At 72.0% G+C, this 26,406-nt stretch carries 21 protein-coding genes; 11 read left to right on the top strand and 10 right to left on the bottom strand.

Features of this window, described 5'->3' with window-relative positions:
* Positions 1-100: 100 nt before the first annotated feature.
* The 4 genes from SM611_RS02890 to SM611_RS02875 all read right to left on the bottom strand — a co-directional run bounded on the left by SM611_RS02890 (position 101) and on the right by SM611_RS02875 (position 5,721).
* Complete coding sequence (locus tag SM611_RS02890; protein WP_371947191.1) at positions 101-2,134, bottom strand: SpoIIE family protein phosphatase; 2,034 nt, start codon at positions 2,132-2,134, stop codon at positions 101-103.
* A 172-nt stretch (positions 2,135-2,306) separates the two neighbouring features.
* The gene (locus SM611_RS02885; RefSeq protein ID WP_371947190.1) at positions 2,307-3,506 is read right to left on the bottom strand and encodes a sulfotransferase family protein; all 1,200 of its coding nucleotides are present in this window, start codon (positions 3,504-3,506) and stop codon (positions 2,307-2,309) included.
* A complete protein-coding gene (locus SM611_RS02880; RefSeq protein ID WP_371947189.1) occupies positions 3,503-4,567 on the bottom strand; it encodes a hypothetical protein in 1,065 nt (354 codons plus the stop codon). Before SM611_RS02880 ends, SM611_RS02885 begins: the two co-directional genes overlap by 4 nt.
* Positions 4,568-4,587: 20 nt before the next feature.
* Positions 4,588-5,721: a hypothetical protein gene (locus SM611_RS02875; RefSeq protein WP_371947188.1), complete on the bottom strand. Its 1,134-nt coding sequence runs from the start codon at positions 5,719-5,721 to the stop codon at positions 4,588-4,590.
* Between the two features lie 100 nt (positions 5,722-5,821).
* On the opposite strand from SM611_RS02875, the gene SM611_RS02870 reads away from it, so the two are divergent.
* Positions 5,822-6,409 (top strand): TetR/AcrR family transcriptional regulator, encoded by a 588-nt coding sequence (locus SM611_RS02870; protein WP_371947187.1) that lies wholly within the window; start codon positions 5,822-5,824, stop codon positions 6,407-6,409.
* Between the two features lie 84 nt (positions 6,410-6,493).
* Here the strand turns inward: SM611_RS02870 and SM611_RS02865 are convergent, their stop codons facing one another.
* Entirely contained in the window at positions 6,494-7,048 is a 555-nt protein-coding gene (locus SM611_RS02865; RefSeq protein WP_371947409.1) for a TetR-type transcription factor C-terminal domain-containing protein, read from the bottom strand.
* Positions 7,049-7,089: 41 nt separating this feature from the next.
* Complete coding sequence (locus SM611_RS02860) at positions 7,090-8,349, bottom strand: acyl-CoA dehydrogenase family protein (RefSeq protein ID WP_371947186.1); 1,260 nt, start codon at positions 8,347-8,349, stop codon at positions 7,090-7,092.
* 67 nt (positions 8,350-8,416) lie between these two features.
* On the opposite strand from SM611_RS02860, the gene SM611_RS02855 reads away from it, so the two are divergent.
* Complete coding sequence (locus SM611_RS02855; RefSeq protein WP_371947185.1) at positions 8,417-8,593, top strand: hypothetical protein; 177 nt, start codon at positions 8,417-8,419, stop codon at positions 8,591-8,593.
* On the opposite strand, the gene rox is transcribed toward SM611_RS02855, so the two are convergent.
* Together rox and SM611_RS02845 are read right to left on the bottom strand one after the other, a co-directional pair.
* The gene (rox, locus tag SM611_RS02850) at positions 8,590-10,083 is read right to left on the bottom strand and encodes a rifampin monooxygenase (RefSeq protein ID WP_371947184.1); all 1,494 of its coding nucleotides are present in this window, start codon (positions 10,081-10,083) and stop codon (positions 8,590-8,592) included. The two genes, SM611_RS02855 and rox, sit on opposite strands and share 4 nt — an antisense overlap.
* Before the next feature lie 216 nt (positions 10,084-10,299).
* On the bottom strand, positions 10,300-11,172 hold the full coding sequence (locus SM611_RS02845; RefSeq protein ID WP_371947183.1) for a sigma-70 family RNA polymerase sigma factor: 873 nt from the start codon (positions 11,170-11,172) through the stop codon (positions 10,300-10,302).
* A 135-nt stretch (positions 11,173-11,307) separates the two neighbouring features.
* Between SM611_RS02845 and SM611_RS02840 the strand changes: the two genes are divergently transcribed.
* The 3 genes from SM611_RS02840 to SM611_RS02830 all read left to right on the top strand — a co-directional run bounded on the left by SM611_RS02840 (position 11,308) and on the right by SM611_RS02830 (position 14,083).
* Positions 11,308-11,709 (top strand): VOC family protein, encoded by a 402-nt coding sequence (locus SM611_RS02840; RefSeq protein ID WP_371947182.1) that lies wholly within the window; start codon positions 11,308-11,310, stop codon positions 11,707-11,709.
* 183 nt (positions 11,710-11,892) lie between these two features.
* Positions 11,893-12,303 carry a DoxX family protein gene (locus tag SM611_RS02835; protein ID WP_371947181.1) on the top strand — a complete coding sequence of 137 codons (411 nt, stop codon included), beginning with the start codon at positions 11,893-11,895 and terminating at the stop codon, positions 12,301-12,303.
* Between the two features lie 301 nt (positions 12,304-12,604).
* A complete protein-coding gene (locus tag SM611_RS02830; RefSeq protein ID WP_371947180.1) occupies positions 12,605-14,083 on the top strand; it encodes a serine hydrolase domain-containing protein in 1,479 nt (492 codons plus the stop codon).
* On the opposite strand, the gene SM611_RS02825 is transcribed toward SM611_RS02830, so the two are convergent.
* Positions 13,971-15,398 (bottom strand): non-reducing end alpha-L-arabinofuranosidase family hydrolase, encoded by a 1,428-nt coding sequence (locus SM611_RS02825; RefSeq protein ID WP_371947179.1) that lies wholly within the window; start codon positions 15,396-15,398, stop codon positions 13,971-13,973. The two genes, SM611_RS02830 and SM611_RS02825, sit on opposite strands and share 113 nt — an antisense overlap.
* 391 nt (positions 15,399-15,789) lie before the next feature.
* Between SM611_RS02825 and SM611_RS02820 the strand changes: the two genes are divergently transcribed.
* Both SM611_RS02820 and SM611_RS02815 read left to right on the top strand, forming a co-directional pair.
* Positions 15,790-17,205, top strand: a complete 1,416-nt coding sequence (locus tag SM611_RS02820) for an endo-1,4-beta-xylanase (protein ID WP_371947178.1) — start codon at positions 15,790-15,792, stop codon at positions 17,203-17,205.
* A 238-nt stretch (positions 17,206-17,443) separates the two neighbouring features.
* On the top strand, positions 17,444-17,956 hold the full coding sequence (locus SM611_RS02815; protein ID WP_371947177.1) for a hypothetical protein: 513 nt from the start codon (positions 17,444-17,446) through the stop codon (positions 17,954-17,956).
* Here the strand turns inward: SM611_RS02815 and SM611_RS02810 are convergent.
* Positions 17,943-19,292 carry a serine/threonine-protein kinase gene (locus SM611_RS02810; RefSeq protein WP_371947176.1) on the bottom strand — a complete coding sequence of 450 codons (1,350 nt, stop codon included), beginning with the start codon at positions 19,290-19,292 and terminating at the stop codon, positions 17,943-17,945. The two genes, SM611_RS02815 and SM611_RS02810, sit on opposite strands and share 14 nt — an antisense overlap.
* On the opposite strand from SM611_RS02810, the gene SM611_RS02805 reads away from it, so the two are divergent.
* Genes SM611_RS02805 through SM611_RS02790 form a run of 4 tightly spaced genes read left to right on the top strand, consistent with a single transcriptional unit; the run spans position 19,222 to position 26,318 of the window.
* Positions 19,222-21,090 (top strand): DUF3375 domain-containing protein, encoded by a 1,869-nt coding sequence (locus SM611_RS02805; RefSeq protein ID WP_371947175.1) that lies wholly within the window; start codon positions 19,222-19,224, stop codon positions 21,088-21,090. The genes SM611_RS02810 and SM611_RS02805 overlap by 71 nt on opposite strands.
* Positions 21,083-21,754 carry a DUF4194 domain-containing protein gene (locus SM611_RS02800; RefSeq protein WP_371947174.1) on the top strand — a complete coding sequence of 224 codons (672 nt, stop codon included), beginning with the start codon at positions 21,083-21,085 and terminating at the stop codon, positions 21,752-21,754. The genes SM611_RS02805 and SM611_RS02800 overlap by 8 nt, the downstream gene beginning before the upstream one ends.
* Positions 21,751-25,095 (top strand): ATP-binding protein, encoded by a 3,345-nt coding sequence (locus SM611_RS02795; RefSeq protein WP_371947173.1) that lies wholly within the window; start codon positions 21,751-21,753, stop codon positions 25,093-25,095. Before SM611_RS02800 ends, SM611_RS02795 begins: the two co-directional genes overlap by 4 nt.
* Positions 25,092-26,318, top strand: coding sequence for a Wadjet anti-phage system protein JetD domain-containing protein (locus SM611_RS02790; protein ID WP_371947172.1), 1,227 nt, complete (start codon positions 25,092-25,094; stop codon positions 26,316-26,318). The genes SM611_RS02795 and SM611_RS02790 overlap by 4 nt, the downstream gene beginning before the upstream one ends.
* The last annotated feature ends 88 nt before the right edge of the window (positions 26,319-26,406 follow it).

Here is a 26,406-nt window from a genome sequence, read left to right as displayed (position 1 = left end):
AGAGCGATTCATCGCCGACTCAACTGAGAGTTACTTAGCACGTAATGGAGATAACTCACCACCGCTCCCGGCAAACCAGCCAATAGCCACATGGTCGTGGCTAGGGGGTGACGCGGGCGGCGATGACGGCTATGTCGTCGGTTCCGGAGGTGGGCAGGTCGTCCAGGAGGCCGTCGCAGAAGGCGTCCAGGGGGCGGCGTGCGAGCGCGGAGGCGTGCTCGCGGAGCCGGGCCAGGCCGGCGTCGAGGTGCTCGTCGGGGTGTTCGACCAGGCCGTCGGTGTAGAGCAGCAGGGTGGAGCCGGGCGGAAGGGAGCAGGACGCGGTGTCGTAGGGCTGGTCGACGGGAGCGCCCAGCAGCGGGTTGGCCCCGCCCTCCAGGAAGCGGCAGGCGCCGTCGGCGCGGGTCAGGAGCGGTGGCGGGTGCCCGGCCCCGGCGTAGTGGAAGCGCCGCCGGCCGGGTTCGGGCTCCTCGACGCGGCCCAGCACGCACGTCGCCGTCGCCTCGGGCGCCACGGTGGCCATCGCGACGTTCAGCCGGCGCAGGATCTCCCCGGGCGGGTCGGCGCGGTCGGCGGTCAGGACGCGCAGCATGTTGCGCAGCCTGCTCATCCCGACGGCGGCGGCCAGGTCGTGGCCCGCCACGTCCCCGATCGCCAGGACGGCCGAGCCGTCCGGCAGGACGAAGGAGTCGTACCAGTCGCCGCCGACCTCGGCCGCGGTCGGGCTGGACCGGTACCGGGCGGCCACCTCCAGCCCGGCGACCTCCGGCGGGTCGGCGAGCAGGCTGTACTGCAGCGCCAGCGCCACCCGCTGCGTCCGGTGGAACCGGACGGCGCTGCTCAGCGCGTCGTGGGTGTGCTCGAAGATCTGGCTCATGAGGGAGATGTCGTCCGGCCCCATCGGGGCGCGGTCCCCGCGCCTGGCGGCGGTGACCGCCGCCGCCACGGTGCCGTCGACGACCACCGGCAGCAGCACGACGCTGCCGGCCCGGACGTCGACCAGCCAGTCGGTGGTGCTGCGGGGCAGCAGATCCGCCGGCGGACGCCCCGGCGGGAACGTGCGGTGCACCGGGCGCCGACCCTCCAGCGCGCGGGCGAACCCGCTGTCGGGGGCGAACCGCTCCTCGCCCGCCGGCGGCTGCCGGCGCAGGCCGTCGCGCGCGGCGGTGACGATGCGCTGCGCGATGACCGGGGCGCGCTTGGGACGGTCGCCGAGATCGGGCAGCAGGTGGACGCCGCAGCCGTCCGCGAGCGCGGGCACCAGCACCTCGGCGAGCGCGGCGAACGCCTCCTGCAGCCCGGTGTGCTCGGCGGCGGCCGCGGCGGCGCGGCCGAGCAGGTCGAGCCGCTGCCGCTGCCGGTACTCCTCCTCGACGTCGGTGCAGGAGCCGATCCACTCCGCCACCACGCCCCTCTCGTGCACCGGCGCGCTGCGCGCCTCGACGTGCCGGTACTCCCCGTCCCGGTTCCGCACCCGGTACACGTGCTGGAGGGGGCGGGCGCGCCGCCGGGCATCGGCCCACGCCCGGATCGCGGGTCCGCGGTCGTCGGGGTGCAGCGCCGTCAGCCAGCCGTCGCCGCGGTACTCCTCCCAGGTCTGCCCGGTCATCCGCTCCCAGCCGGCGCTGGGCTCGATGATCCGCCCGGCGGGGTCGGCGACCCACACGGTCTGCGCGTTCACCCGCACCAGGCTCTCGAACCGGCGCCGCGACCGCTTCTGCTCCTCCGTGGCCCGCTCGGCCTGCCGGACGGCGGCGACCTGCTCGGTGACGTCCACGGCGGTCACCAGCACTCCGGGCCGTTCGTGGACGAACCGCGACAGGCTGAAGGAGAAGAACCTCGTCTCGTCGTCCGTGCCGGCGGAGGCCAGTTTCACCGGCGCCTCGACCATGCTGGCCGGCTCCCCGGTGGCCAGCACGCGGTCGAACAGGTCCCCGTAGTCCTCCTTGACCCACTCGCCGAACGCGTCCCCGATCGGCTCGCCGAGCCGACGGTCCCCGACGAAGGCCCGATATGCCTGGTTGGTGTACACGAGGCGGTGGTCCGGCCCGATCGTGAGCGCGACCGCGACCGGCGCCAGGTCGAACGCCTCCAGCGCCAGCCACCCCATCCCGCGACCGCCCGTGTCGTTCACCTCGTCCCTCCGTCGCCGACCATGATCGACCTCGCTCGCGTCCAGCCCCGGTCTGCCGCGGGCGTCACTGTTTCCTTCCCCAGCAGGTCGGGATTACTGAACGCGACATGCCGTGGGACCTGGCGCCCACCGATGCGTCCGGCGGCAGGCCCGCGTCGCGCGGCAGGCGTCCTCAGAAGGCGAAGCGGGCACGGAGGTCCGCCTCGTCGAGGGCGAAGGCGGCGGCGGTGTAGCGGTGGGCGCCCTTGGCGGTGCGGGGATGGGCGGCGTGGTACCGGTCGGTGAGGTCGGCCGGGTCGCCGGGGGACAGGCCCGCGGCGGCGTAGATGCGCCGCAGGACGGCGGGGGTGTCGCGGACGAGGTCGTCGTAGGCGACGTCGAGGACGTTGACCGAGCCGGCCTCGGGGGAGTCGCGGAACGCGCGGGCGCGGCGGAGCCACAGCTCGGTCTGCTCGGTCTGGAAACGTCCGACGTCGGCGGGATCGACGTGGTCGCTGTAGGTGGAGCGGAAGACGGCGAAGAGGCTGGCGCCCGAGGCCACGGTCTGGACGATGTCGCGGTGCAGCACGATCACGGTGGCGCCGGGGAAGGCGCCGGCGAGGCGCGGAAGCTCGGCGATATGGGCGGGCGCCTTGAGGACCCAGCGACGGCCGTCGGCGGCGTCGAGCGTGGCGAGGACGTGCCGGTAGTCCAGGTAGGTGCGGGTGAGATCCTGGCCGGCGAGCCATCGGCTGTAGCCGTCCAGGCGGACGGTGGCGCTGAAACCCCAGTTGCGGAACCCGGGGTTCATCGCGACGACGCATTCCTCGGGCAGGCGCGGGCCGTGGTCGTGGACGGTCGCCAGGTCCGGGTTGAGCAGGTCCAGCATGTCGTTGGCCGCCGAGCCGGCCTGGAGGAGTTCCTCGCGCCGCTGCGGGGAGGCCCCCGCGAACTTCCAGGGGACGGCGAGTTCGGCGGGGAGCGGGGCGCGCAGCCGGGGGTCGCTCGCCAGCAGCCGGTACAGGAAGGTCGTTCCGGTGCGCCATCCGCCGGTGATGACGATGGGCGCCTGGTCGAGCGGCCGGTCGTCGCGGGGGAGGCGGTTCATCGCCAGCCGGGCGCGCAGCCCGGCGACGGAGGTGCCCCGGACCATCCGGTCGCCGACGGCGTTGAGGCGGCCGTCGTCGCGCGCCGAGGCCAGATAGCGGTCCAGGGCTTCGCGCCAGTGCGCCGGGTCGCCGAGTTCCGCGGGGTCGGCGCCGCGCAGCGCCGTCTCGACGACGGTGTCGGCGTCGAGGGCGTAGGCGTCGGGACGTGCGGCACGGTCGGCTTCGGCTGCGGAGTAGACCGCGTCTGCCTGCCGGGTGCGTCGGGGCGGGCGCCAGAGCGTCACGAGTCGTTCTCCAACTGGTCGATCCGGCAGGTGCGGACCTGCGGTGGCTGCGGCGGCTGTTCGGCGTGCAGCCAGCGCAGCACGATCAGCCCGGACGGGCGGCCCTCGGTGTCCAGCCAGTCGATCCCCGGGACGTCCGGTCGCCTGGCGGCCAGGACGAGGCGGTAGCGGCCGTCGCGGAGCGCGGCGGTGGCGCCGGTCCGCGACACCGTCCGGTGCCGGTAGTCGAGGGAGTTGAGGTACCTGCTGTAGAGCAGGGCGTTCCAGTGGCGGCAGGGGACGGTCTCGCCCTCGATGACGAGCGCCTCGTCCGGGCCGAGCCGCCAGGCGCCGCGCTGGTAGTGGATGCCGGGCTCGGTGAAGGCGGCGCCGCCGGCCATCTCCGCCCAGTGGTGCACGGTGTTGGGTTCCACCTGGCCGCCGACGGCCGCGAACACGGCCGGCATCATCTGGACGGTCGTGGCGAGCCGTTGCAGCCGGTGCCGGAACCGCGCCGCCTCGATCACCGGCGGGGGCCGCGGCGGGGTGACCGGCTCGATGGCGCACCAGCCGTGCCGGTCGGCGGCGACGTCGTCGTGGAAGTGGCGGACCCACAGCTGGACGTTGCCGTCCGGCAGCGGCAGCCACGGTCCCGTCTCCGGCCGTTCCCCGCCGACGAGCAGGGAGAACTCGCCGGAGGGGTCGGTGGGGAGCGCGTCGCCGTCGATGCGGGCCGCGGCCTCCGCCGCGCCCGCGGAGGCGGTGTAGGCGGTGATCGAGGTGTAGACGGCGTCTCCCGGGTGCCCCGTGACCCGGTACCGGCGGTCGCCGCGCACGTCGGCGACCCAGTAGCGGGTGTCGGGGTTGTCCATGAAGAACTTCTGCCGCCAGCCGTTGAACGGGACGAGTTCGGGCCGTTCGCGGTCGGCCTCGAACCGGGCGAGCTGGTGGTGCAGGCCGCGCAGCAGCGCCCGGTAGCCGTCGGCGCGCTCGTCCTCGGACAGGGCGGCGTCGTCGAGGTCCCGTCCCGCGGCCGACAGCGCGTCGACCAGGCCGGCCCAGGCTCGGGCTTCGGGCGTCATGGCGGCTCCAGAGGACGCGGTCACAGACGGACTCGGTCGTCGTGGACGTAGTGCGGGGTCGGATCGTCGATGAGGACGCCGGGTCCGGCGGCGCACACGGCCGGGAGCGCGTCGAGGATCGCGCGGACCGAGGCGGCGGTGACGGGGTTGGTGCGGTCGGTGCCGGACGCGCCGGGGTTGGGGTCGAAGGTGAGCCGGGTCCGCAAGATCGACGGGTCGCCGGTGATCTCGATGGTGTAGTCGATCGGACTGTGGCCCTCGCGGTCGGGGTAGGGCAGATCGTCGCCGCGGAAGGCGTTGGCGGCCCCGAGGTACCAGCACTCCTCGTTGGTGAAGAAGCAGTGGTCGCCCAGGTAGCCCTTGTGCGTGAGGTGGAGCGCCGCGGCCTGGCCGGGTTCGACGACGAAGCCGGACCGGGTCTCGAACCGCTCGGCGGCCGGAATGCCGCGCAGGTCGTGGACGACCCGGACCTCGTCCATCGAGGCGCCGAACAGGTGGTGGGCGACGTTGCCGGTCAGGTCGCCGTAGTACAGGTCGCCGAACAGCGCCAGCGGCTTGCCCGCGCCCAGGTCCGCCGGGTCGGAGCCGAACCCGATCCGGCGGAGCCCGCCCCACATCGAGCCCGCCGCGGCCGCGAAGTCGACCGCCTCCACGCACCGCACGTGCGAGACGCCCGAGACGCCCCGGGCCATCGTCATCGCGACGCGCTCGACCATGAACGTCGGATGCACGCCGGTGCCGTGCAGCGTGGTCCCGCCCGTCCGGCACGCCTCCAGCAGCCGGGAGACCGGCGGGCGGGACGCCGTCAGCCAGTTCGGCATCGCCGCGTTGTGGTAGGCGGCGGTGGAGATGACGTTCTTGCCGGACTCCAGCAGGGCGATCACGTCGGCGTCCAGCTTCGCCCCGAGCACGTCGGGCCGCGGTGTGACGATCGCGCAGTCGGCGTCCAGGGCGAGGACCTCCTCGGCCGACGTGGTCGCCGCGACCCCGATCGGGCCGAGCCCGAGCAGGTCGCCGAGGTCGGCGCCGTCCTTGCGCTCGCTGAACACCTTCGCGCCGACCAGCTCGATGTCGGGCCTGCGGTGGGCGGCCCTGGCGAAGGCGCCGCCGACCTCTCCGGGCCCCCAGACGATCACCCGGTACGTCGTGCCCATCGCTGACCCTCGCTTCCGTCCGGGCTGGACGACCGCCGGACGAGGCGTTAACTTACAGATCGTAAGTTAGCCCGGCAAGGGGCGGGGGGGACTCCGGCGCATGGCCACACGCAGGCGGCTGAGCGGTCCGCGGCGGCGTGCCCAGATCCTCGACGTCACCCGCCGGATCGTGGTCGAGCAGGGCTACCACGCGGTCACCTTCGACCGGGTCGCCGCGGAGTGCGGCGTCACCCGCACCGTCCTCTACCAGCAGTTCGACTCGCTGCCCAGGCTCCTGATCGCGCTGCTCGACCGGGAGGTCGAGCATGCCTTCGCCGGCTTCCGGCAGGCCGTCGCCCGACCCGTCCCGGCGGGCGAGGACCCCTTCACCGCCGGGCTGGCCGGCGTCCTGGAGGCCGTCGACGCCGCCCCCGCCACCTGGCGGATGCTCATGCTGCCCGCCGAGGGCGGACCGCCCGAGCTGCACCAGCGGCTGGCCCGGGCCCGCGCCGTGACCCGCTCCCACCTGCACAAGATCACCGGCCATCAGGACGACCCCGAGCTGAGCATCCGCGTCCTGCACGCGCTCGCCGACGAGCTCGTCCGCCTCCGCCTCACCGACCCGGAGCACCACCCGGTCGAACGGCTCCTCGCCCAGTCCCGGCGCATCGCCCGCGCCTGCCTCGGCCCGTCCCCCGTCCGCGACTGACCTAGTGACATCTCCTGCCATGACGTCCCTTTCCGTGGAGTCCTGGTGGCGTGCCGGTTCGGGGTGCGGCTCAGCCCGGCCGGGTCAGCTCCGGACGGCGCCGACCATGTCCAGCGCGAGGCGTTCGTAGCGCAGCGCCACCTCGGTGCGGCCGAGCGGGCCCTCCGGCGAGAACCAGCCCGCCACGCCGGTGCACATCACGACGACCGCGCGGGACGCCTCCAGCGGGATCGGCGTGCCGAACACGCCGCGCTCGGCGCCCTGCAGCACGACGTCGTCGAACAGCCGCTGCTGCCGGTGCCGCTTGTCCAGGTGCCGGGCCCGCACCGGTTCCTCCAGGGCGCGCAGCTCGCTCGTGCCGAGCATGGTGCCCCGCTGGTCCTCCAGATGGAACAGCACGTGGGTCCGGACGATCGCCCGCAGCCGGGCGGCGGGGTCGTCCCCGGCCCCGGCGAGGGCCGCGCGGGTCCGCCGCAGCAGCTCCTCGATGCCGCGCTCCATGATCGTCGCGAGCAGCTCCTGCTTGGACTCGAAGTGGTAGTAGAGCGCGCCGGGGCTCAGCCCCGCCCGCATCGCGATGTCGCGCACCGAGGTGCCGTGGTAGCCCTTCTCGGCCATCACCGTGATCGCGGCCTTCAGGATCCCCTCCTCGCCGGGGCCCTGCGCCGCGCGCGGCGCCCTCAGCGCTCCACCTTGTTCGGGCCCGCGAACCCGAACAGGTACCCGGCGACCTTGCGCATCTGGACCTCCTCCGCGCCCTCGGTGATGCGGTAGCGGCGGTGGTGGCGGTAGATGTGCTCGAACGGGGTGTGCCGGGTGTAGCCGAGGCCGCCGTGCACCTGCATCGCCCGGTCGGCCGCCTCGCACACGAACCGGTTGGCGCGGTAGTTGCACATCGAGACCTTGTCGCTGATCTCGAAGTGCGGGATCCGGTCGAGCTCCCAGGCCGTCTTCCGGACGAGGCCGCGCAGCATCTCCGCCTCGGTCTGCAGTTCGACCAGCGGCCACTGGATCGCCTGCCGGGTGGCCAGCGGCTGCCCGAACGTCAGACGCTTGCGCGCGTACTCGACGCTGCGGTCGATGCAGTACTGCCCGGCGCCGACGCCGGACGCCGCCTGCCGGATGCGGTTCTCGTGGACGAACGTCTGCGCGACCGCCAGCCCCTCGCCCTCGGCGCCGAAGATCGCCGAATCGGGCACGCGCACGTCCCGGATGGTGACCTCGGCGTGGTCGGTGGGCATGTTCAGCGTCCACCAGTGGAAGTCCACCGAGAAGCCCGGCGCGTCGGTGGGCACGAAGAAGGCGGTGATGCCGCGCGCGTCGCCGGGCTCGCCGGACGTCCGGGCGAACACCACGTCGTGCGTGGCGGAGTGCATGCCGGAGTTGAAGCGCTTGGCCCCGTTGATGATCCAGTCCCCGCCGTCGCGGACGGCGGTGGTCTCCATCCAGGTCGCGTCGCTGCCGTGGTCGGGCTCGGTGAGGCCGAACCCGATCCGCTTCTCCCGGGCCAGCATCGGCTCCAGGAACTCCTGCTTCTGCTCCGGCGTCCCGAACTCCAGCATCATGTGGACGAACGGGAAGTTGCCCACGATCGACGACTCGTTCTGCAGGTCGTTGTGCAGCCCGAGACCCCGGTGCGCGAGGTGCTCGCGGATCACCGCCATGTCCAGGTTCGTCCCGCCGGAGCCGCCCGCCTCCTTGGGCAGCCCGTAGCGCAGCCAGCCCGCCGCGTCCGCCCGGCGGAACATCTCGGCGAGCAGCTCCTCCCATTCGGGGCGCGGCACCCCGCCGTTCTCGAAGTCGGTGCGCGCGTACTCGCGGCGGTGGTCGAAGAAGCGCTCGTTGTCGTCCTGTGCGTGCAGCGGCAGGATCTCGCGTTCGATGAAGGCGTCGAGGTCGGCCAGCAGCCGGATCAGCTCGTCGGGCAGGGCGAAGTCCACAAATCCTCCTGAACGTTTGTTCAACTAGCAATACACCAGCCGTCCCGCGGAGCCAAGAGGGAGCACGATGCGCGAGATCCGCTACGAGACGAGCGACGGCGTCGCGACGCTGACCATCGACCGTCCGGACAAGCGCGGCGCCATGACCTACGCCATGCTGGCCGAGTTCTCCGCCTCCGAAGACCACGCGGAGGGCGTCGCCGCCTTCCTGGAACGCCGTCCCGCCGACTTCACCGGTCGCTAACGCGGCGGGTCCTGGCGGGGGCCGAACCAGCGGGACAGCCGGTCGTCCAGCTCCTGCTGGTCGTCGCCGACCCAGGCGATGTGGCCGTCGGGGCGCAGCAGGACGCACGGGACGTCCAGCGCCGCGGTGGGATCCGCGAGGTGGTCGACCCGGTCCGTCCAGCCGCCGGCGGAGAGGCGTCCGGTGCGGTCGAGCACCAGGCCGCGGCCACGACGCAGCAGGTCGTAGAGGCGGCCCTGTTTCACGTCGATGTCGCGCAGGCGGCGGCCGAGCAGGTCGGGTCCCTCGCCGAAGTCGTAGCGGACGCCGATCGCGGTGATCTTCTCGATGAGGCGGCGGTTCACCTCGTCGATGTCCATCAGCTCGGTGAGCAGCCTCCGCACGGCCCGCGCGCCCGGGTCGGCGGAGTGCAGTCCCATCTGGGCGCGGGTGTTGTCCAGCACGTCCGCGGCGACCGGATGGCGTTCGGCCTGGTAGGTGTCCAGGAGCGAAGCCGGCGCCCAGCCGCGGATCTGCGCGGCCAGTTTCCAGCCGAGGTTGAACGCGTCCTGCACGCCCAGGTTGAGGCCCTGCCCGCCGGTGGGCGGATGGATGTGCGCCGCATCGCCCGCCAGCAGGACGCGACCGACCCGGTAACGCTCGGCCAGCCGGGTGGCATCGCCGAAACGGGACAGCCAGCGCGGGGAGTGCACGCCGAAATCGGTTCCGGCGATGGCGCGCAACCGCTCCTTGAAATCGTCGAGAGTGGGCGGTTCCGCGCGATCCCCGGCTCCGGCCGCCGGGACGACGACGCTGTAGACCCCTTCGCCGAACGGCCGGAGCCAGAACTGCTGGTAGACCTCGCGGAGTTCGGCGACTTTCGCGGCGATCTCCTCCGGCGGCGCGGCCGCCTTCATCTCGCCCATCAGCGTCTCGGTCCGCGAGGGCTCGCCGGGGAAGGGGACACCGAGCTTCCTGCGGACCGTGCTGCGCGCGCCGTCGCAGCCGACGAGATAGCGCGACCGCAGCCGTTCCCCGTCGGCCAGTTCGACGGTCACGCCCTCGTCGTCCTGCTCGAAGGCGGCCACGGCGGTGCCGTGCCGGACCCGCGCACCCAGTTCGATCGCATGTTCTTCGAGCAGGCGGACGACGACCGGCTGCGGGATGCCCAGCAGGTAGGCGTGCGCGGTGTCCAGGTCTTTCGGCGCGGGCTTGGGAATGGCGGCGAAGAACCCGGCGGCCGGACGCCGCCGCCCGTGTTCGAGCAGGCGCTCCAGCAGCCCGCGCATCGCCATCAGTTCGAGACTGCGAATGTGCAGGCCGACGATGCGGACGAACGACGCGGGCTCGGTCTCCTTCTCCAGAACGAGGACCCGCACATCGTGCAGCCGCAGCTCGGCGGCCAGCACCGCGCCGGTGGGCCCGCACCCGGCGATGATCACGTCGTGCGTGCGGGGTGCGGTGCCGGTGCCGGAGTCCGGCGACGACTCGGCGGTGAAGAGTGAACGCATGGTGCTGCCTTTCGGGAGTGCCTTGTTGTCGAGGCGCTCCCGGCGACACCTGCGTCAGTCGCCGGCCGTGACGGGGAGGGGGAGCACCCACATCGCTACAGCGTTCATGGGTCTCACCTCCTCGGCCGGTGCCACGGTCACCGGCAAGCTACAAGTCCGGGCCCCGCCCGTCCAACCCTTTACGGCGCGAACCGGTCGCGCATACCCGACGGCCGGTCAGGTGCCCCGCGTGCTCGCGGGCAGGAAGATGACGTCGAGGGCGCGGAGCCGGTCGGGGTCGGTCTCGGTGGCGATGCGGGTGATCAGGCCGTCGTCGACCGTGAAGGTGATGACCGCCCTGCGCACGCCGCGGTGGGACCAGACGGCCGCGGGCTCGCCGTCGACGAGGGCGAGGTGGGCGGCCCGCGCCCTGCCCGCGAAGAAGGACGCCACGGCCTCGGCGCCGCGGACCTGCCCCACGGCCACCGCGTCCGGATCGAGGAGGTCGAGCAGCGCGTCGAAGTCGCCGTCGCGCGCCGCCGCGAGGAACGCCGCGACGATCTCCCGTTTCGCCGAGCGCGCGGCGTCGGACGCCTCGGCGGCGCCCTGGACGCGGCGCCGGGCCCGGCTGGCGAGCTGCCGGGCCGCCGCGGGCGACCGGTCGATGATGCCGCCGATCTCCCCGAACGGCACCGCGAAGACGTCGTGCAGGACGAACGCGAGCCGTTCGGCGGGCGTGAGCGTGTCCAGCACCACCGTCAGCGCGATGCCCACCGAGTCGGCGAGCAGCGCCTCGTCCTCGGGCCCGGCCCGACCCGCCGGAGACGGGCTCGCCTGGGGCGCCGCCGGTTCGGGCGGCAGCGCTCCGGCGGCGTCCTCGGGCCGGATGCGGCGCGCCTCCATCATGTTCAGGCACACCCGCGCGACGACGGTCGTCAGCCACCCGCCGGGATTCTCCACCTGACCGGTGTCGGCGCGGCTGACCCGGGCCCACGCCTCCTGCACCGCGTCCTCGGCCTCGCTCCGCGAGCCCAGCATCCGGTACGCCACCGCCTGCAAGTGCTTCTGGTGCTCGGCGAACCGCGCGCTCAGCCAGTCCTGCTCGGCCATCCGTCACACTCCCGTGAAAGTCCCTGTCATACGAAGTGACCGGCGCGAACGCGTCGATGTGACATCCGGTCGCGGATGTCGTCCCGCCCATCCGGCGGACCACCGACCACCTGGGAGACAACCATGAAGGCTCACGTGAGCTCCATCCTTCTCGGCGTCCGGGACATGGACCGGGCCAAGCGGTTCTACACCGAGGGGCTCGGCTGGACGATCGAGAACGACTGGGGCGTCTCGGTGTTCTTCGCCTCCGACGGCGCCTCGCCCGTCGGCTTCTACGGCCGCGAGGGGCTGGCCGAGCAGGTCGGCACCGCCCCGGACGGCAGCGGCTTCAGCGGGGTGGTCCTCACCTACGTCGTCCGCAGCGAGGCGCGGGTGGACGAGGTCATGGCGGAGGCCGAGAAGGCCGGCGCCACGATCCTCAAGCCCGCCGGGCCCCTCCAGTGGGGAGGGTACGGCGGCACCTTCGCCGACCCCGAGGGCTATATCTGGAGCCTCGGATACAGCGACAAGGGCGAGGACCAGCCCTACGCCGAGTAGCGCCGCCCGGCGCGTGGAACTCCGCGGACGCGCGGCCGAGGGTGACGATCACCCTCGGGCCGCGCCCGCCCGGCACGAGGACTTCACCGGGCCCTACGCGGCCAGCACCGGAAACCCGACCTCGACTCCGCCGGAATCGCCGCGCGGAGACCTGATCCTGCTCGAATATCCGGAAGGAAGACGATGTCGAAGCGGCTCATGACCGTCCTGTACTGGTTCCTCGCTCTTGAATTCGCGCTGGGCGCCGTGACGAAGTACTGGCCCGGTGACACGATTTTCGGCCCCGCGTACTCCGTGAAGTTCGTCGACTGGGGCTACCCGTCCTGGATGCGCCTCGTGGTCGGCGCGTTGGAAGGCATCGCGGCCGTCCTGCTCGTGATCCCGGACAAGCGGACGCGCTTCCTGGCCGCCACGACCCTGGTGCTCGTGCTCACCGGTGCGGTCACCACCCACATCGTCAACCACGACCCGGCGGCGGAAAGCTGGGCCGCGCCCACCCACCTCGTCATCATGGGCGTCCTGGCGCTGGCCAACTGGCCCGCCGACTGGCGAGACCTCCTGCGGACCTCTCCCCGCGTCCAGACGCGGACATGATTCCGGGCCGAACTAGCTAGGGTGGGCGGACGCCCCAGTCGTGGACGAGGTGCGCGATCAGCAGCAGGCCGCGCCCGCGCGCATCCACCCAGCACCCACGCCACCCCCAGCCACCCACCCGCCGCACGGACGGCACGCCCGCCGGTTCGTTGATCTGCGGCGTGTTGTTGGTATCCGGCTCGCCATAACAACAACACGCCGCAGGTCAACGCAGCCCCGCGACTGGCGCGACCTCCTGCGGACCTCTCCCCGCGTCCAGACGAGGGCGTGACCCCGGCCGATCTACGGTGGGTGGATGGGGATGGAGATCGATGAGGTGGGGGAGGGGCTGCGGGAGCGGCTGCCGGGGCTGGCGGACGAGTACGGGGTGCCGGGTGTGTCGGTCGCGGTCGATGCCGGCGGACGGGTGGTCGAGGCGGCGGCGGGGGTCCTGAGCACGGCGACGGGAGTGGAGGCCACGGTCGACTCGGTGTTCCAGATCGGGTCGGTCACCAAGGTGCTGACGGCGACGCTGGTGATGGGGCTCGTCGCGGAAGGGCTGGTGGAGCTCGACGCGCCGGTGGACACGTATCTTCCCGGGTTCCGGGAGGCGACCGTCCGGCAGTTGCTGTGCCACACAGCCGGGTTCGAGGGGGACGTCTTCACCGACACGGGCAAGGGGGACGACTGCCTGGAGAGGTATGTGGAGCTGCTCGCCGAAGTGCCGCAGATCTTCGAGCCCGGGGCGATGTTCTCCTACAACAACGCCGCCTACAGCGTGCTCGGGCGGATCGTCGAGGTCGTGCGCGGCGAGCCGTTCGACCGGTGCATGCGGGACCACCTGTTCACGCCCCTCGGCATGACGCACGCGGCGAGCGACCCGTACGAGGCGATCCTGCATCGCGCGGCTGTGGGGCATCTGGGCGGGCGGCCCGTCCGGGTCTGGGCGATGGCGCGCTCGAACGCGCCCGCCGGATCGATGCTCGCGATGACCGCGCGTGACCTGCTGGCCTTCGCCCGCGCGCACCTCGCCGACGAAGGGCTGCGGGCCATGCGGGAGCCGCAGGTCGTCCTGCCGGACATCGGCTGGGGGACGGCGTGGGGCCTGAGCTGGGAGCTCTACGACCTGCCGGGCGGGCGGGGTTTCGGCCACGACGGCAACACCGTCGGGCAGTCGGCCGTCCTGCGGGTCGATCCCGGCCGCGACGTGTGCGTGGCGATCCTCACCAACGGCGGCGATCGCAGGCCGCTGATGAGGGAGATCCTCGGCAGGGTCGTCGAGCCGCCCGCCGAGCCCGTCCCCGATCCCGCGGCGCGCCTGGACGCGCGGCGCTACGCGGGCTTCTACCTGTCGAGCACGAGCCGGACCAGGGTGAGCGCCGACGACGGGGGACGGCTGTGGCTGGAGCACGTCCCCCTCGGCCTCGCCGCGGCGGCCGGGGACGAGCCGTACCGGACGGAGCTGCTCGGATGGCGCGGCGACTCCCTGCTGCCCGCGAAGCCCGGCCACCGGCCCGTCGCGTTCCTGGGGGACGACGGCGGGGGCCGCGCGCGCTACCTGCACACGGGCCGCGCCGACTCCGCGAGGCCGGGCGAACCGGAGCCTGACCCCGGCCCGGATGGCGGGCTCGGCATGCCGCCGAGCCCGCCACGCGGTGCCGCCACGCCGGGTCCGGACCCGGGTCGCGTCAGCGCTGCAGCGTCAGCAGACCCGGCCGGTAGGGCAGGAGGCCGTAGTCGCCGCCGGAATTGGGGCTGCGCCCCTGGTAGAGCAGTTGCAGATTGCAGGGATCGACGGTGAAGGTCTGGTCGGCGCTGGTGCGGATCAGTTCGCCATGGCTGATGTCGTTCGTCCAGGTGGCGCCGCTGTTGGCCTTTCCGGCGAAGGGATTGCCCTCGCTCGCGGCCTGCGGGGTCCACGAACCGTTCAGGCTGGTGGCCGTGAACGAGCGGAAGTAGCGCCCTTGCGAACCGATCGCCTCGACGAGCATGAGGTAGCGGTTCTGGCCCTGGAGCTTGTAGACCTGAACGGCTTCGAACAGGTTATTGGTCGAATCGCTCATGATCACTGTCGAGGACGAGCCGAAACTGCCCGGGAAGTTCCCGATCGGCATGCTCGCCCGGTAGATCTTGCCGTTGTCGCCGGCGAAGAAGAGGTACATGTTCGAGTCGTCGCCGATGAGCGTCTGGTCGATCGGGCCCGTTCCGGAGCCCGAGATGCTTCCGGAGAAGAGCACCTGCGGCGATGACCAGCCGTTCGGGTTGGTGGGGTCGCTCGACGTCCGGTAGGAGAAGGCGGTCGACCCCCACTGGTAGGCGAGGACCCAGATGTTCCTCGGTGCGAAGTAGAACAGCGTGGGCGCGACGGTGGCGTTCGACATCGCGTTCTGGCTGGCCGACGCCATCTCCGACCAGTTGCCGAACAGGCCGAAGTTCATCGAACCCCATCGGGTGCCCGTGTCGTGCGTCGTCGCGTAGACGAGGTGCTTGCCGTTGTAGGGGGCGACGGTGAAATCCTTGAGCGAGACCCACCCGGACTTGGGCTGCGCCAGCGCGCCCGTCGACGACCAGCGGTACGTCGACGGAAGGCTGCACGGCTGGCCGGGATCGTCGCCGCCGACCTCGACGAGCTGCCATTGCTGGTTGGCGCCGCCCCAGTCGTCGTACTGGACGATGTTCGCGCCGTCGGTGGTGGAGCCGCCCTGCACTTCGAGGGCCTTGCCGCTGTGGCGCGAGATGAACCTGACGTAGCCTTCCGAGCTGTCGGCCAGCCGCCACTGCTGGTTGGTGCCGTTCAGGTCGGACCACTGGACGATCGAGCCGCCGTTCGCGGTGGAGAAGTTGTAGACATCCAGCACCTTGCCGGAGTGGCGCGACCTGATGCGGTAGTAACCGCCGCCGGAGTCGACGAACTGCCACTGCTGCTGGTTCTGATCGTTCCTGGTCCATTGGGTGATGCGGGCGCCGTCATTGGTCGCCAGGTTGTAGACGTCCAGGGCCTTGCCGCTGTTGCGGTTCACCAGGACGTACCACTTGTTCACATCCACTGTCGCGGCCTGGGCCGGCTGTGCTTTCGGCACGAACAGGAGCACCGACAGCAGGAGCGATGCCAGCACTGCTGCACCGGTCCTCAACATGAACTTCTTCCCTTCGTTCCAGATGATGTTAGCGCTAACATTTCCGGCCGGGCGGGACCTTCTCTCTGTCGGTGGTGGAGGGGGGTGGTGGTGGCCCGGAGTAAATACGAGGCGAAGCGACATCGTCAAGACCCACGGCTCCCCGAAAAGTTTCGAGGCACGAATTCCCTGCTAGACCGCATACACGATTCGGTGCCTGGACGTGTGCGATGAAATCTTTCCAAGACATATTGACGTGATCTTTGAAGGCTCACACAATGAGTCCGCGACGCCCCGGGTGGTGTGTGCGCTCCCATGATGGGGCGCGGCGTCTGTCGCACGGCGGTGTTCCGTGCTCCCATCCCTCATTCAATTCACGGAGGAAACAGACGTGCGTATCAATGCCATGACCAGGCCCGGGATCCGCAGGCGGGCCGTCCTCGCGGGCGCTGCCGGGGTCCTCGCCGCCGCCGCGATGGTGGCGCCGTCCCCGGCGTCCGCTGCGGAGAGCACGCTGGGCGCCGCGGCGGCGCAGAGCGGCCGCTACTTCGGCACCGCCATCGCCTCGGGCCGGCTCAACGACTCGGTGTACACCGGCATCGCCGGCCGCGAATTCACCATGGTGACCGCCGAGAACGAGATGAAGATCGACGCGACCGAACCCCAGCAGGGACAGTTCAACTTCAGCTCCGGCGACCGCGTCTACAACTGGGCCGTCCAGAACGGCAAGCAGGTACGCGGCCACACCCTCGCCTGGCACTCCCAGCAACCCGGCTGGATGCAGAACCTCAGCGGCAGCGCGCTGCGCCAGGCGATGATCAACCACATCAACGGCGTCATGGCCCACTACAAGGGCAAGATCGTCCAGTGGGACGTGGTGAACGAGGCCTTCGCCGACGGCGGCTCCGGAGGCCGCCGCGACTCCAACCTGCAGCGCACCGGCAACGACTGGATCGAGGTCGCCTTCCGCACCGCGCGGGCCGCCGACCCGTCCGCCAAGCTCTGCTACAACGACTACAACATCGAGAACTGGACCTGGGCCAAGACCCAGGGCGTGTACTCCATGGTCCGCGACTTCAAGCAGCGCGGCGTGCCCATCGACTGCGTCGGCCTCCAGTCCCACTTCAACAGCGGCAGCCCCTACAACAGCAACTTCCGCACCACCCTGCAGAACTTCGCCGCTCTCGGCGTCGACGTGGCCATCACCGAACTGGACATCCAGGGCGCCTCGGCCACGACCTACGCCAACGTGACCAACGACTGCCTCGCCGTCTCGCGGTGCCTCGGCATCACCGTCTGGGGCGTGCGCGACACCGACTCCTGGCGCTCGGAGCAGACGCCGCTGCTGTTCGACGGCAACGGCAACAAGAAGGCCGCCTACACCTCGGTCCTCAACGCCCTCAACGGCGGCACCACGACGCCCCCCGACGACGACGCCGGAACGATCAAGGGTGTCGGTTCGGGCCGCTGCCTGGACGTGCCCAACGCCGGCACCGCCGACGGCACCCAGGTCCAGCTCTGGGACTGCCACGGCGGCACCAACCAGCAGTGGACCTACACCGACGCGGGCGAGCTCAGGGTCTACGGCAACAAGTGCCTGGACGCCGCCGGCACCGGCAACGGCGCCAAGGTCCAGATCTACGGCTGCTGGGGAGGCGACAACCAGAAGTGGCGCGTCAACTCCGACGGATCCATCGTCGGCGTCCAGTCCGGCCTCTGCCTGGACGCCGCCGGCAGCGCCAACGGCACCCCGATCCAGCTCTACTCCTGCTGGAACGGCAGCAACCAGCGCTGGACCCGCACCTGACCTGCCACAAGTGAAGTAGCGGCAAGGCGGTGGAGGTCCGGGGCCTCCACCGCCTCCACCGTTGCCTCCGCCGTCCGCGGCGGGTCAGCGGGCGCCGGGCTCGCGCGCGTCCAGGGTCAGCGATCCCAGGTTCGGCTGCGGGCCGGGCCCCGCTCCGGATCCGTCGGCGCTCGCGCGACCACAGGACCGGTTTTGCCGTCGTCCCGTTTGTGCGGAGACCTTCGGGTACCGGTGGAAGATGCAGACCACAGACACCAGGGCCTTTCTGGGGATCTACCTCAATGACCATTTGGCCGGGGCGGCCGGCGGGGTGGAACTGGCTCGCCGGGTCGCGCACGCGCACCGCGGCTCCGCCGATGAGGAGCGGCTGGAGCGGCTCGCCGGGGACATCACCGCCGACCGGGGCGCCCTGCTGTCGATCGTGCTGTCGCTGGGGCTGCCCGTCCGCCGGTACAAGAGCATGGCGGCGTGGGCGGGCGAGAAGGCGGCCCGGCTCAAGTTCAACGGACGGCTGCGCACCCGCTCGCCACTGAGCGACCTGGTGGAGCTGGAAGCCATGCGCCTGGCGGTCGAAGGCAAGGCCGCCGGGTGGCGCACCCTGCTCTCCCTCGTGGACCGCGAACCCGGGTTGGACGTCGGCGAGCTGCGCACGCTGCTGGAACGCGCCGACGCCCAGATCACCGTCCTCGAAGAGCTCCGGGTGAAGGCCGTCGACGAAGCGTTCGGAGCGCCGGCCGTCAGCCCACGGTGAAGCTGAGCATGATCTTGTCGGTGTGCTCGTTGTCGTAGACGATGACTTCGGTGATCTTCGGTGAGCCCTCGGTGAGAACCGTGAGCGAACGGCTGGGATAGGTGTTGGGCTCCTCGGTGGGGGGCTGGAGGAGCACGGACCGCACGCCGTTCCGGGTGCGGAACCAGGTGAGGACGGTGTCGACCTGTGCCTGCAGGTTGCACCCCGGGGCGGATGTGTCCTCACAGAGAGTCGAGTCGACCTCCACCGTGTCCTTGTACGTCCTTGTGAGCTCGGTTGAACTGCCCGGGATCGTCCCCAGGCCCCCGACGGTGTCCATGTTCGCCTCGTAGCGCCGGTTCCCCTGCCATCCCTGGAACTCGTTCACCACCCACCCCGTCGCGACGGTGAGCGTCAGGGTGGCGGCGACCGCCGCGAGGGCGATGAAGGCGGCCTTCTTCACCTTGCGCGTGCGGGCGGGGCGTTGCGGCGGCTGCGGAACAGGCGGCTGGACGAGGGTCGGTTGTTCCGGCGGACGGCCCTGGGCGACCGCGGTGAGCTGGGTGTGAAGGCGATCGGGGGTCGGACGTCGGGAGGGGGTCCGGTCCAGCAGCGTCCTGAGGACGGGTTCGAGGGGGCCTGCGTGGACGGGCGGGGTGGGGTCCTGGGTGGCGATGGCGATGAAGACGGCCCCGGTGCCGGCGCCTTCGAACGGGGGGCGCCCCTCCACGGCGGTGTAGAGCGTGGCGCCGAGTGACCACAGGTCGGCGGCGGCCGTGACCTCTTCGCCGCGGACCTGCTCGGGCGACATGTACGCGGGAGTGCCCAGGACGGCGCCCGTTCCGGTCAGGGTCGCATCGCCTTCGACGGCCGCGATGCCGAAGTCGGTCAGGACGACGCGGTCGTCCTCCAGCAGGACGTTGGCGGGCTTGATGTCGCGGTGGGTGATTCCCGCTTGATGAGCCGCGCGCAGTGCGTCCAGCAGGTGCAACCCGATCTGCGCGACCCGGGCGGGCGGCAGCCGCCCCTCGGCCTTCAGCAGGTCGTCCAGGGACCGCCCCCTGACGAGCTCCATGACGATCCAGGGGCGGCCGTCATCACCGGCCACGCGGTCGTGCACCGTGACGATCCCGGGATGCCTCAGCCCGGCGGCGGCACGCGCCTCGCGGTCCAGCCGGGCGATCCAGGTCCGCCGCGCGGCGTCGTCCAGCTGTTCGGGCAGGCGCAGTTCCTTGACCGCCACCTCCCGGCCCAGCTGCTCGTCGCGGGCTCGCCAGACCGCTCCCATGCCGCCCCGGCCGAGCAGTGAGACCAGCCGGTACCGGTCCGCCAGGACCTGCCCTTCCGCGTCCGCCATCCGTCGCGAGCCGTCCTGCCTCAGCGGTTCCAACGGCGCTACCTCTCACAGGAACAAGCGTGTCTGCACGAACAGTTCAGATCTTCGCAGAAGCCGCTCGCCGGTGGCGAGGCATCGCCGCCGGAGACCGGCAGGTCCGGGCCGCGGAATGACGGACGGCGGTCCCGCCAGGTGTGCGCTGGACCGAGGTGGAGGGGGTGAGGTCCCCGGTTTCGGTTTTCGGATGCGTGGCGTCGAGTCACAGGTCGTACTCTGGTCGGCGATGGGAACACGAGGTGTGCAAGGCGCATATCAGGGTGCGCTTCGGGCGTTCCAGAATCCGATGCTCGATCTGCTCCACCGGACCTATGCGCCGTTCGTGGTGACGGTGCTGGCGATGATGTTCACGCCGGAGCGGCCGGTGGTGGCGGTGGCGGACGCCCATGCGGAGATCGCCGACGCCCTCGAACAACTGCGGGCCGCGGGCTACGGCGAGGAGGGCGACCAGCCGCTGCCTTCGGGGAATGCCCGCGACCTGTGCAGGCAGTGGGTGCATGCGGGCTGGCTGGTGCGGCAGGTCGCCGACGACGTCGAGGTGTACCGGCTGTCCGCGCACGGCGTCGGGGCGCTGGAGGTGGCCGGCCGGGTCGGCGGGGCACGGACCCGGGTGTCGGAGTCCCGCGTCCGGACTCTGCTGGAGGCGGTCGAGCGGCTCGCGCAGGACGCGGACCCGGACGTGATGGCCCGGATGGCGCGCCTCCAGACGGAGATCGACCAGCGTCGGCGGGAACTCGACCGGCTCGAACGGGGCGGCGCCATCGACGCCGTCGACGACGACCAGCTTCTGGAGGCGGCCGAGAACGTGCTGCATCTGGCGCGGGAGCTGCCCGCCGACTTCGCCCGCGTCGCGGAGTCGATCAAGGCCATGCAGCGGGACGTCGTCGCCGACCTGCGGCAGGACGTGCGGCCGACCGGGGAGGTCCTGCGCGAGTACCTGGAGCGCGGCCGGCAGATCATGGACGCGACGCCGGAGGGCCGCGCGTTCGCCGGGGCGCTGCGCCTGATCGGCGACCCGGCGCAGATCGACGACCTGTGGAATCTGCTGCGCACCGTGCTGCGGCACGGGTTCACCGACCTGATGCCGGAGCCGCGGCGCCGGGAGCTCGCCGAGATCGCGCGCCGGATCGAGCAGGGCGTCAAGGAGGTGCTGGCCGCGCAGCGGCAGGCGTCGCACGTCATCACCACCCAGGTGCGCAACCATGACCCGATGCGCGACCGCCAGGTGGACGAGCTGCTGCGGGAGGTGATGTCGGGGCTGCACGCCTGGGTGCCGAAGTCACGCCGCGGCGCGGTCGTCGCCCCGCTGCGCCGCCTGCCGGTGGCCGACGTGAGGCAGCTGCGCCAGACCCTGAGCGACCTGCGTCCGCCCACGCCGCCCACGCCGCTGCGCGAATGGGACGAGGCGGAGGACGTGCCGGACGCGGACACCCGGGCATGGGGCGGCCCCCAGTACGCCGAACTGCACGCGCATCTGGCGGCGTTCGCCGGCGACGCGGACAGCGTCGACGTCGCGGCCGCGTTCCGCGCGGCGGACGAGCGGATACGGCGGCCGGTGGATCTGCTCGGCCTGCTGGAGATCGCTCATGGTTCGGGGATGACCGGCACGGAGGAGGTGGCGGTGGTCGACGCGGTCCGCCCGGACCGGACCCGGCGGCGCCTCGCGTTCGGCGGAGTGCGCGCGGTGAACCCGGCGAACCCGGCGAATCCCCGTCCCGCGGACGGCGCCGCCGGCGAGAGGCCGGGAAACGACGATGAGTGAACCGGAGGGCGCGGACGACGGCTGGACGACGGGCGCGGACGCCGGCTTCATCGACCCGGTGGCGATGGAGGACGACCCGTCCGAACTGTTCGCCGGCGACACCGGCACGCTGGACGTGGACGTGCGGAAGGTGCTGGTGCGGCTCCTGCAGCGCAGGTTCGTCCTGGCCGACAAGAACCCGGCGCAGTGGCGCACGCTGCTGGAGAACCAGCAGCTCATCGAGTCGCGGCTGCACGACCTGTTCGTCCGGCTCGTGGTCGACCACGACCGCGGCATCGCCTACAAGCAGCAGGTGCGCTCGGCGGAGTCCGACGTCCCGATCCTGCTGAAGGACGATCCCTACAGCCGGGCCGAGACCCTGGTCCTGGTCCACTTGCGGACGGTCTACCAGCGGGAGCGCGGGACCGGCGAGACGTCCGCGCGGGTCGACATCGAAGAGCTGGAGCAGACCGTGCTCACTTACTTCGACCCCGACGACCACAACCTCGCCCGCGGCCAGCGCGAGATCCGCAACGCGGTGGACCGGCTGGCCAAGGAGGGGCTGCTCGCGGAGGAGTCCGCGGGCCGGTACCGCATCACGCCGCTGGTCGAGGTCGTGCTGAGCACCGGGAAGCTCACCGAACTGAGCCAGTGGCTACGGGAGCGGAACGAGGCCGCGCCATGAGCATGATCGACACGTTGTTCGGGCTGATCCCGGAGGCCTCGCGCGGGCAGCAGTGGGTGGCGAGGGACCTGCAGCTGGTCAACTGGGGCGGCTACGACGGGTACCACCGCGTCCGGTTCGCCCCGGGCGCGACCCTGTTCAGCGGCGGTTCCGGGTCGGGCAAGTCGACGCTGATGGACTCCTACATCGCGTTGCTGATGCCGCACACCACGCCGTTCAACGGGGCGTCCAACGGCGGGGTGGTCGGCCGGCCGCGGGGCAAGGACCAGCGCAACATCCTCTCCTACGCGCGCGGGAAGCTCGACGAGTCGCGGGCGGACGGTGAGACGAGGGTGCGGGTGCTGCGCGGGGACGGCCGCGACACCTGGTCGGCGATCGCGATGACCTGGGCGGACCAGGGCGGTGCGGTCTTCACCGCGCTGCGGGCCTGGTACGTGCCGTCGGCCGCGCGCACTCTCGAAGACGTCGTCGCGGTCCGCGCCGTCCGCGACGACGCCTACGACCTGCGCGAGCTGGACGGCCCGGCGGGCAGCAGGTTCGCCCGCGACGCCGTCGCCGCGACGGGCCTGACGTGCTTCGGCACCGACCGGGACTTCACCGCCCGGCTGCACACCGCGCTCGGCATCGGCGCCGCCGGGGACGGGCACAAGGCGGTCGGGCTGCTCGGCAGGATCCAGGCGGGCCAGCAGATCACCACCGTCGACGCGCTGTACAAGACGATGGTCCTGGAGGAGCCGTCCACCCTGGCCACGGCGGACGAGGTGGTGCAGCAGTTCGACGAGCTGTCCGGCACCCGGGAGCGAATGATCACCGCTCGCCGGCAGGTGCGGGCGCTGGCCCCGATCCGCGACCACCGCAGGGCCATCGATGCCGCGGTGGCGCGGCTGCGGGTGATCGACGACGTCGGGTCGTTCGCCGACCCGGTGTCCCCCGCGGCGCTGTGGCGGCACGAACGCCGGCTCGACCTGCTGCGTGCGGCGGAGGAGGACCTGACCGGACGGCGCCGCCAGGCCGAGCAGGGCGTGCGGGAGACGACGGCGCTGATCGGCGTGGCGGAGTCCCGGCGGGACGCGCTGCTGGACACCCTGCGCGCGTCCGGCGGCGACCGGCTGGAGACCGCGCTCCGGGAGATCCGCAATGTGGAGCGGCGGCTGGCCGACGTCGAACGCGGACGGGAGCGCCTGGACCGGGCCCTCGCCGCCATCGGCGCCACCGCGGCGACCGGTGCGGACTTCGCCGCGCTGGTCGAGGCGGCGCGCCGCGCGCTGGCCGACTCCCAGGCCAGGAAGACCGCCCAGAACGAGTTCGCCAAGGCGGCGGGGGAGGCCGCCGCCGCCGAACGCGACCTGGCCGCGCTGCGCGGCGAGCGCGCGGCGGTCGAGGCCCGCCGCGGCAACATCCCGTCCGACCTGCACACCGCCCGCGACCGGCTGGCCGACGCCGCCGGGCTCACGCCGGACGACCTGCCGTTCGTCGGCGAGCTGATCGAGGTGCGCACGGAGTTCGAACCGTGGCGGGAGGCGTTCAACCTGGCGCTCGGCGGGTTCGCGACCCGGATGCTGATCGACATCGGCCGGCTGGACGCGTTCCGCGAGGCGATCAACGCGGTGCCGCTCGCCCGGCGCATCCACTTCGAAGGCGTCCGCACCGGCATGCGCGACGAGATCGGGCTGGACGACAAGCGGCTCCCCGGCCGGCTCGACTACCGGCCGTCGCCGTTCACCGCCTGGCTCAAGGGCGAACTCGTCCGCGGCTTCGACTTCGTCTGCGTCGAGACGCCCAAGCTGCTGGGGCAGTACTCCAGGGCGCTCACGATCACCGGCCAGATGTCGCAGCGCGGCAGGGGAGCGCACGGCGGCCACGGCCGCGCCAACCTCCTGGGCTTCAGCAACAGCAGGCTGCTCGCCGACCTCGACACCCGGATCGGCCACGCCCGGGAGCGCCATGACGACGCCGCCGCACGCGTGGCGGACGCGGAGCAGGCCCTCAACTCGTTCGAGGAGCGGCGCACCGCCCACCAGACCGTGACCGAACTGTCCTGGGAGCAGGTGGACGTCGCGTCCGTCACCGCCGAACGGGATCGCTGGAAGCAGGTCATCGCCGAGGTCCGCGAGGGCAACCCGGAGATCGACCGGTTGCAGCGGGAGGCGGAGGAGCTCAAGCAGGAGGTGAAGGACCTGACCGAGCGCGTCGGCGGCCAGAAGCGGGAGCTGGACGGGCTCGAGAAGGACTGGGAATCGATCGTCGACGAGGTGGACGGCGCCCAGCGGGCCCTCGACACCGCCGCGGCGACCGGCGCCACGGTGAGCCCGGAGCACCGCGACTACCTCGCCGGGCTGTTCGGCGCCGCCCCGGACGGCACCGGCCCCGCGACGGCGCTGGCGGAGTTCGACGCCGCGCACCGGCGCGGAGTGGACCGCATGAACGACGACCGGAAGTCGGCCGAGGAGGAGATCGGCCGGTCCCGGAAGGCGTTGCAGGACACGTTCTCGACGTTCGTCGAACGCTGGCCGAACCCGAACCTCGGCACCGACCCGGAGGACTCCTACCGCGACTTCGACCGCCTCCTCACCGATCTGGAGACCAGCGGCCTGCACGAACTGGAGACGGAGTGGCGCGACAGCCTGCTCAAACTCTCCGGCAACGACCTCACCAGCCTGGACAGCGAGCTCGCCGCCGCCGTCCGGGAGATCCGCGACCGGATCGACCCGGTCAACCGGATCCTCGCCGAACTGCCGTTCGCCGACGACGGCCACCGGCTGCGCATCGACCCGCAGGAGAGCCACTCCGCGGTGCGCGCCCGGTTCCGCAAGGAGCTGCGCGACGTGCGCGCCGCCATCGACAAGGCGGCCACCGACGCCGACCGGGAACGCGCCTACCACCGCATGGCCAAGGTGATCGACCGCATCCGCCGCACCGCCCCCGATTTCGCCGACCTGATCGACGTGCGCAACCACGTCCGGATCAGCGCGGAGAAATGCGACCTCGCCGGCGAGCACGTCGCGGTCTACGACCACATCGGGGAGAAGTCCGGCGGCGAGTCGCAGGAACTGGTCGCGTTCATCGTCGGCGCCGCGCTGCGCTACCAGCTGGGCGACGCGGGCGCCGAACGTCCCCGCTACGCCCCCGTCTTCCTCGACGAGGCGCTGATCAAGGCGGACGCGCACTTCACCGGACGGGCCATCGGCGCCTGGCGCGGGCTCGGCTTCCAGCTCGTCATCAGCGCCCCCAACGACAAGCACAGCGCGATCGAACCGCACGTGGACGCCGAATACCTGACCCTCAAGAACACCGAGGGGCGGTCGTGGGCGAAGCCCATCGTGGCGGTCCCCGACGCATGACCCCCCGACTGGTCGTCCCGGCCGACGCGGTCGAGTCGCTCCGCCGCAAGATCCATCAGAAGTGGGCGGCCGCCGTGTGCGCCGACCTCGGTGCCGGGGAACCGGTCACGTTCTCCGTCCCGCTCCGTCCCGGCGTTTCGACGGGCAGCGCCGTGGCGCGGATCGGGTACCCCGCCTGGCACGAGTGGCACATGCGCTGGCGTGACTTCGCCGGCCGGCTGCCCGCGGGCGTGCAGATCGTCCGGAAGCCCGTGTCCGTCCAGGGCGTGACGGATGAGTACCCCGCCACGCTTGCCGCGGGCCTGGACGCCGCCCTCGCGCTGGTCTCCGGGACCGAGCCGCCGCCCGTGGACGCGGGCCGTGCCCGCGCGCTCGCGTCGTCGCTACGGGCGACCGGCGCGGTCCTCACCCCGGCCACCGTCCGGGCCGTCTACCTGCTCGGGGGCGAGGACGTCGAGGTGCTGCTCAGCGCGGTGACCTGGCTGCGCCGGAACCCCGACGCGGGCGCGTGGACCTTACGCCAGCTCCCGGTCCCCGGCATGCACACCAAGTGGCTCGACACCCATGGCGCGTTACTGCGCGACGTCGCCGGACGCGACGTCCGTGACGAGGTGCGGTCCCGGCCGGCCGTGCTGCATCTGACCTACGTCGACCCCGCGCACGCCGCATCGGGGAGCCGCAGACACGACGCGTGGACGACCGGCGACACGCACGACATCGCCTACCGGCCGCGGATCGTCCTCGTCGTCGAGAACCGCGACTCCAGGCTCTGGTTCCCGCCTGTGGAGGACGCCATCGTGGTCGAGGGCGGCGGCAAGGCGGCGGCGTCCCTCCTGGCGAACGTCCCCTGGATCCGCGCTGCGGACCACATCGTCTACTGGGGAGACATCGACGCGGACGGGTACGCGATCCTCGACGGGTTCCGCGCCGCGCTGGCCAAGCCCGCACCGGACGGCGCGCCACCGAAACCGGTCACCTCCATCCTGATGGACGCCGCCGACCTGCACCGCTACGCACAGCACGGCGTGAACCACGACAAGAGGGGGCGCCCCCTCAAGCCGTCCGAGGAGAATCTGCCTCATCTGACCGAAGCCGAGGCGACCGCCTACGACACCGTCGCGACGGCCGGCCCCACCCCGTTCCGCCGGATCGAACAGGAAGCGATCCCTCTCGTCCACGCGGCGACCCGGCTGCTGGACGTCTCCACGACATCTCACCCGTGACCAAGCGGCGCCGACCCGCCGACACGACCCCCGATCGCGGTCGGATCGGTGCGGACCCGCTGTTCGGCTCGCCGACGCGTCCACGCGG

It is taken from the genome of Actinomadura monticuli (assembly GCF_041463655.1).
GTDB classification, from domain to species: Bacteria; Actinomycetota; Actinomycetes; order Streptosporangiales; family Streptosporangiaceae; genus Spirillospora; species Spirillospora monticuli.
This window is presented reverse-complemented; position numbering and strand designations above follow the sequence as displayed.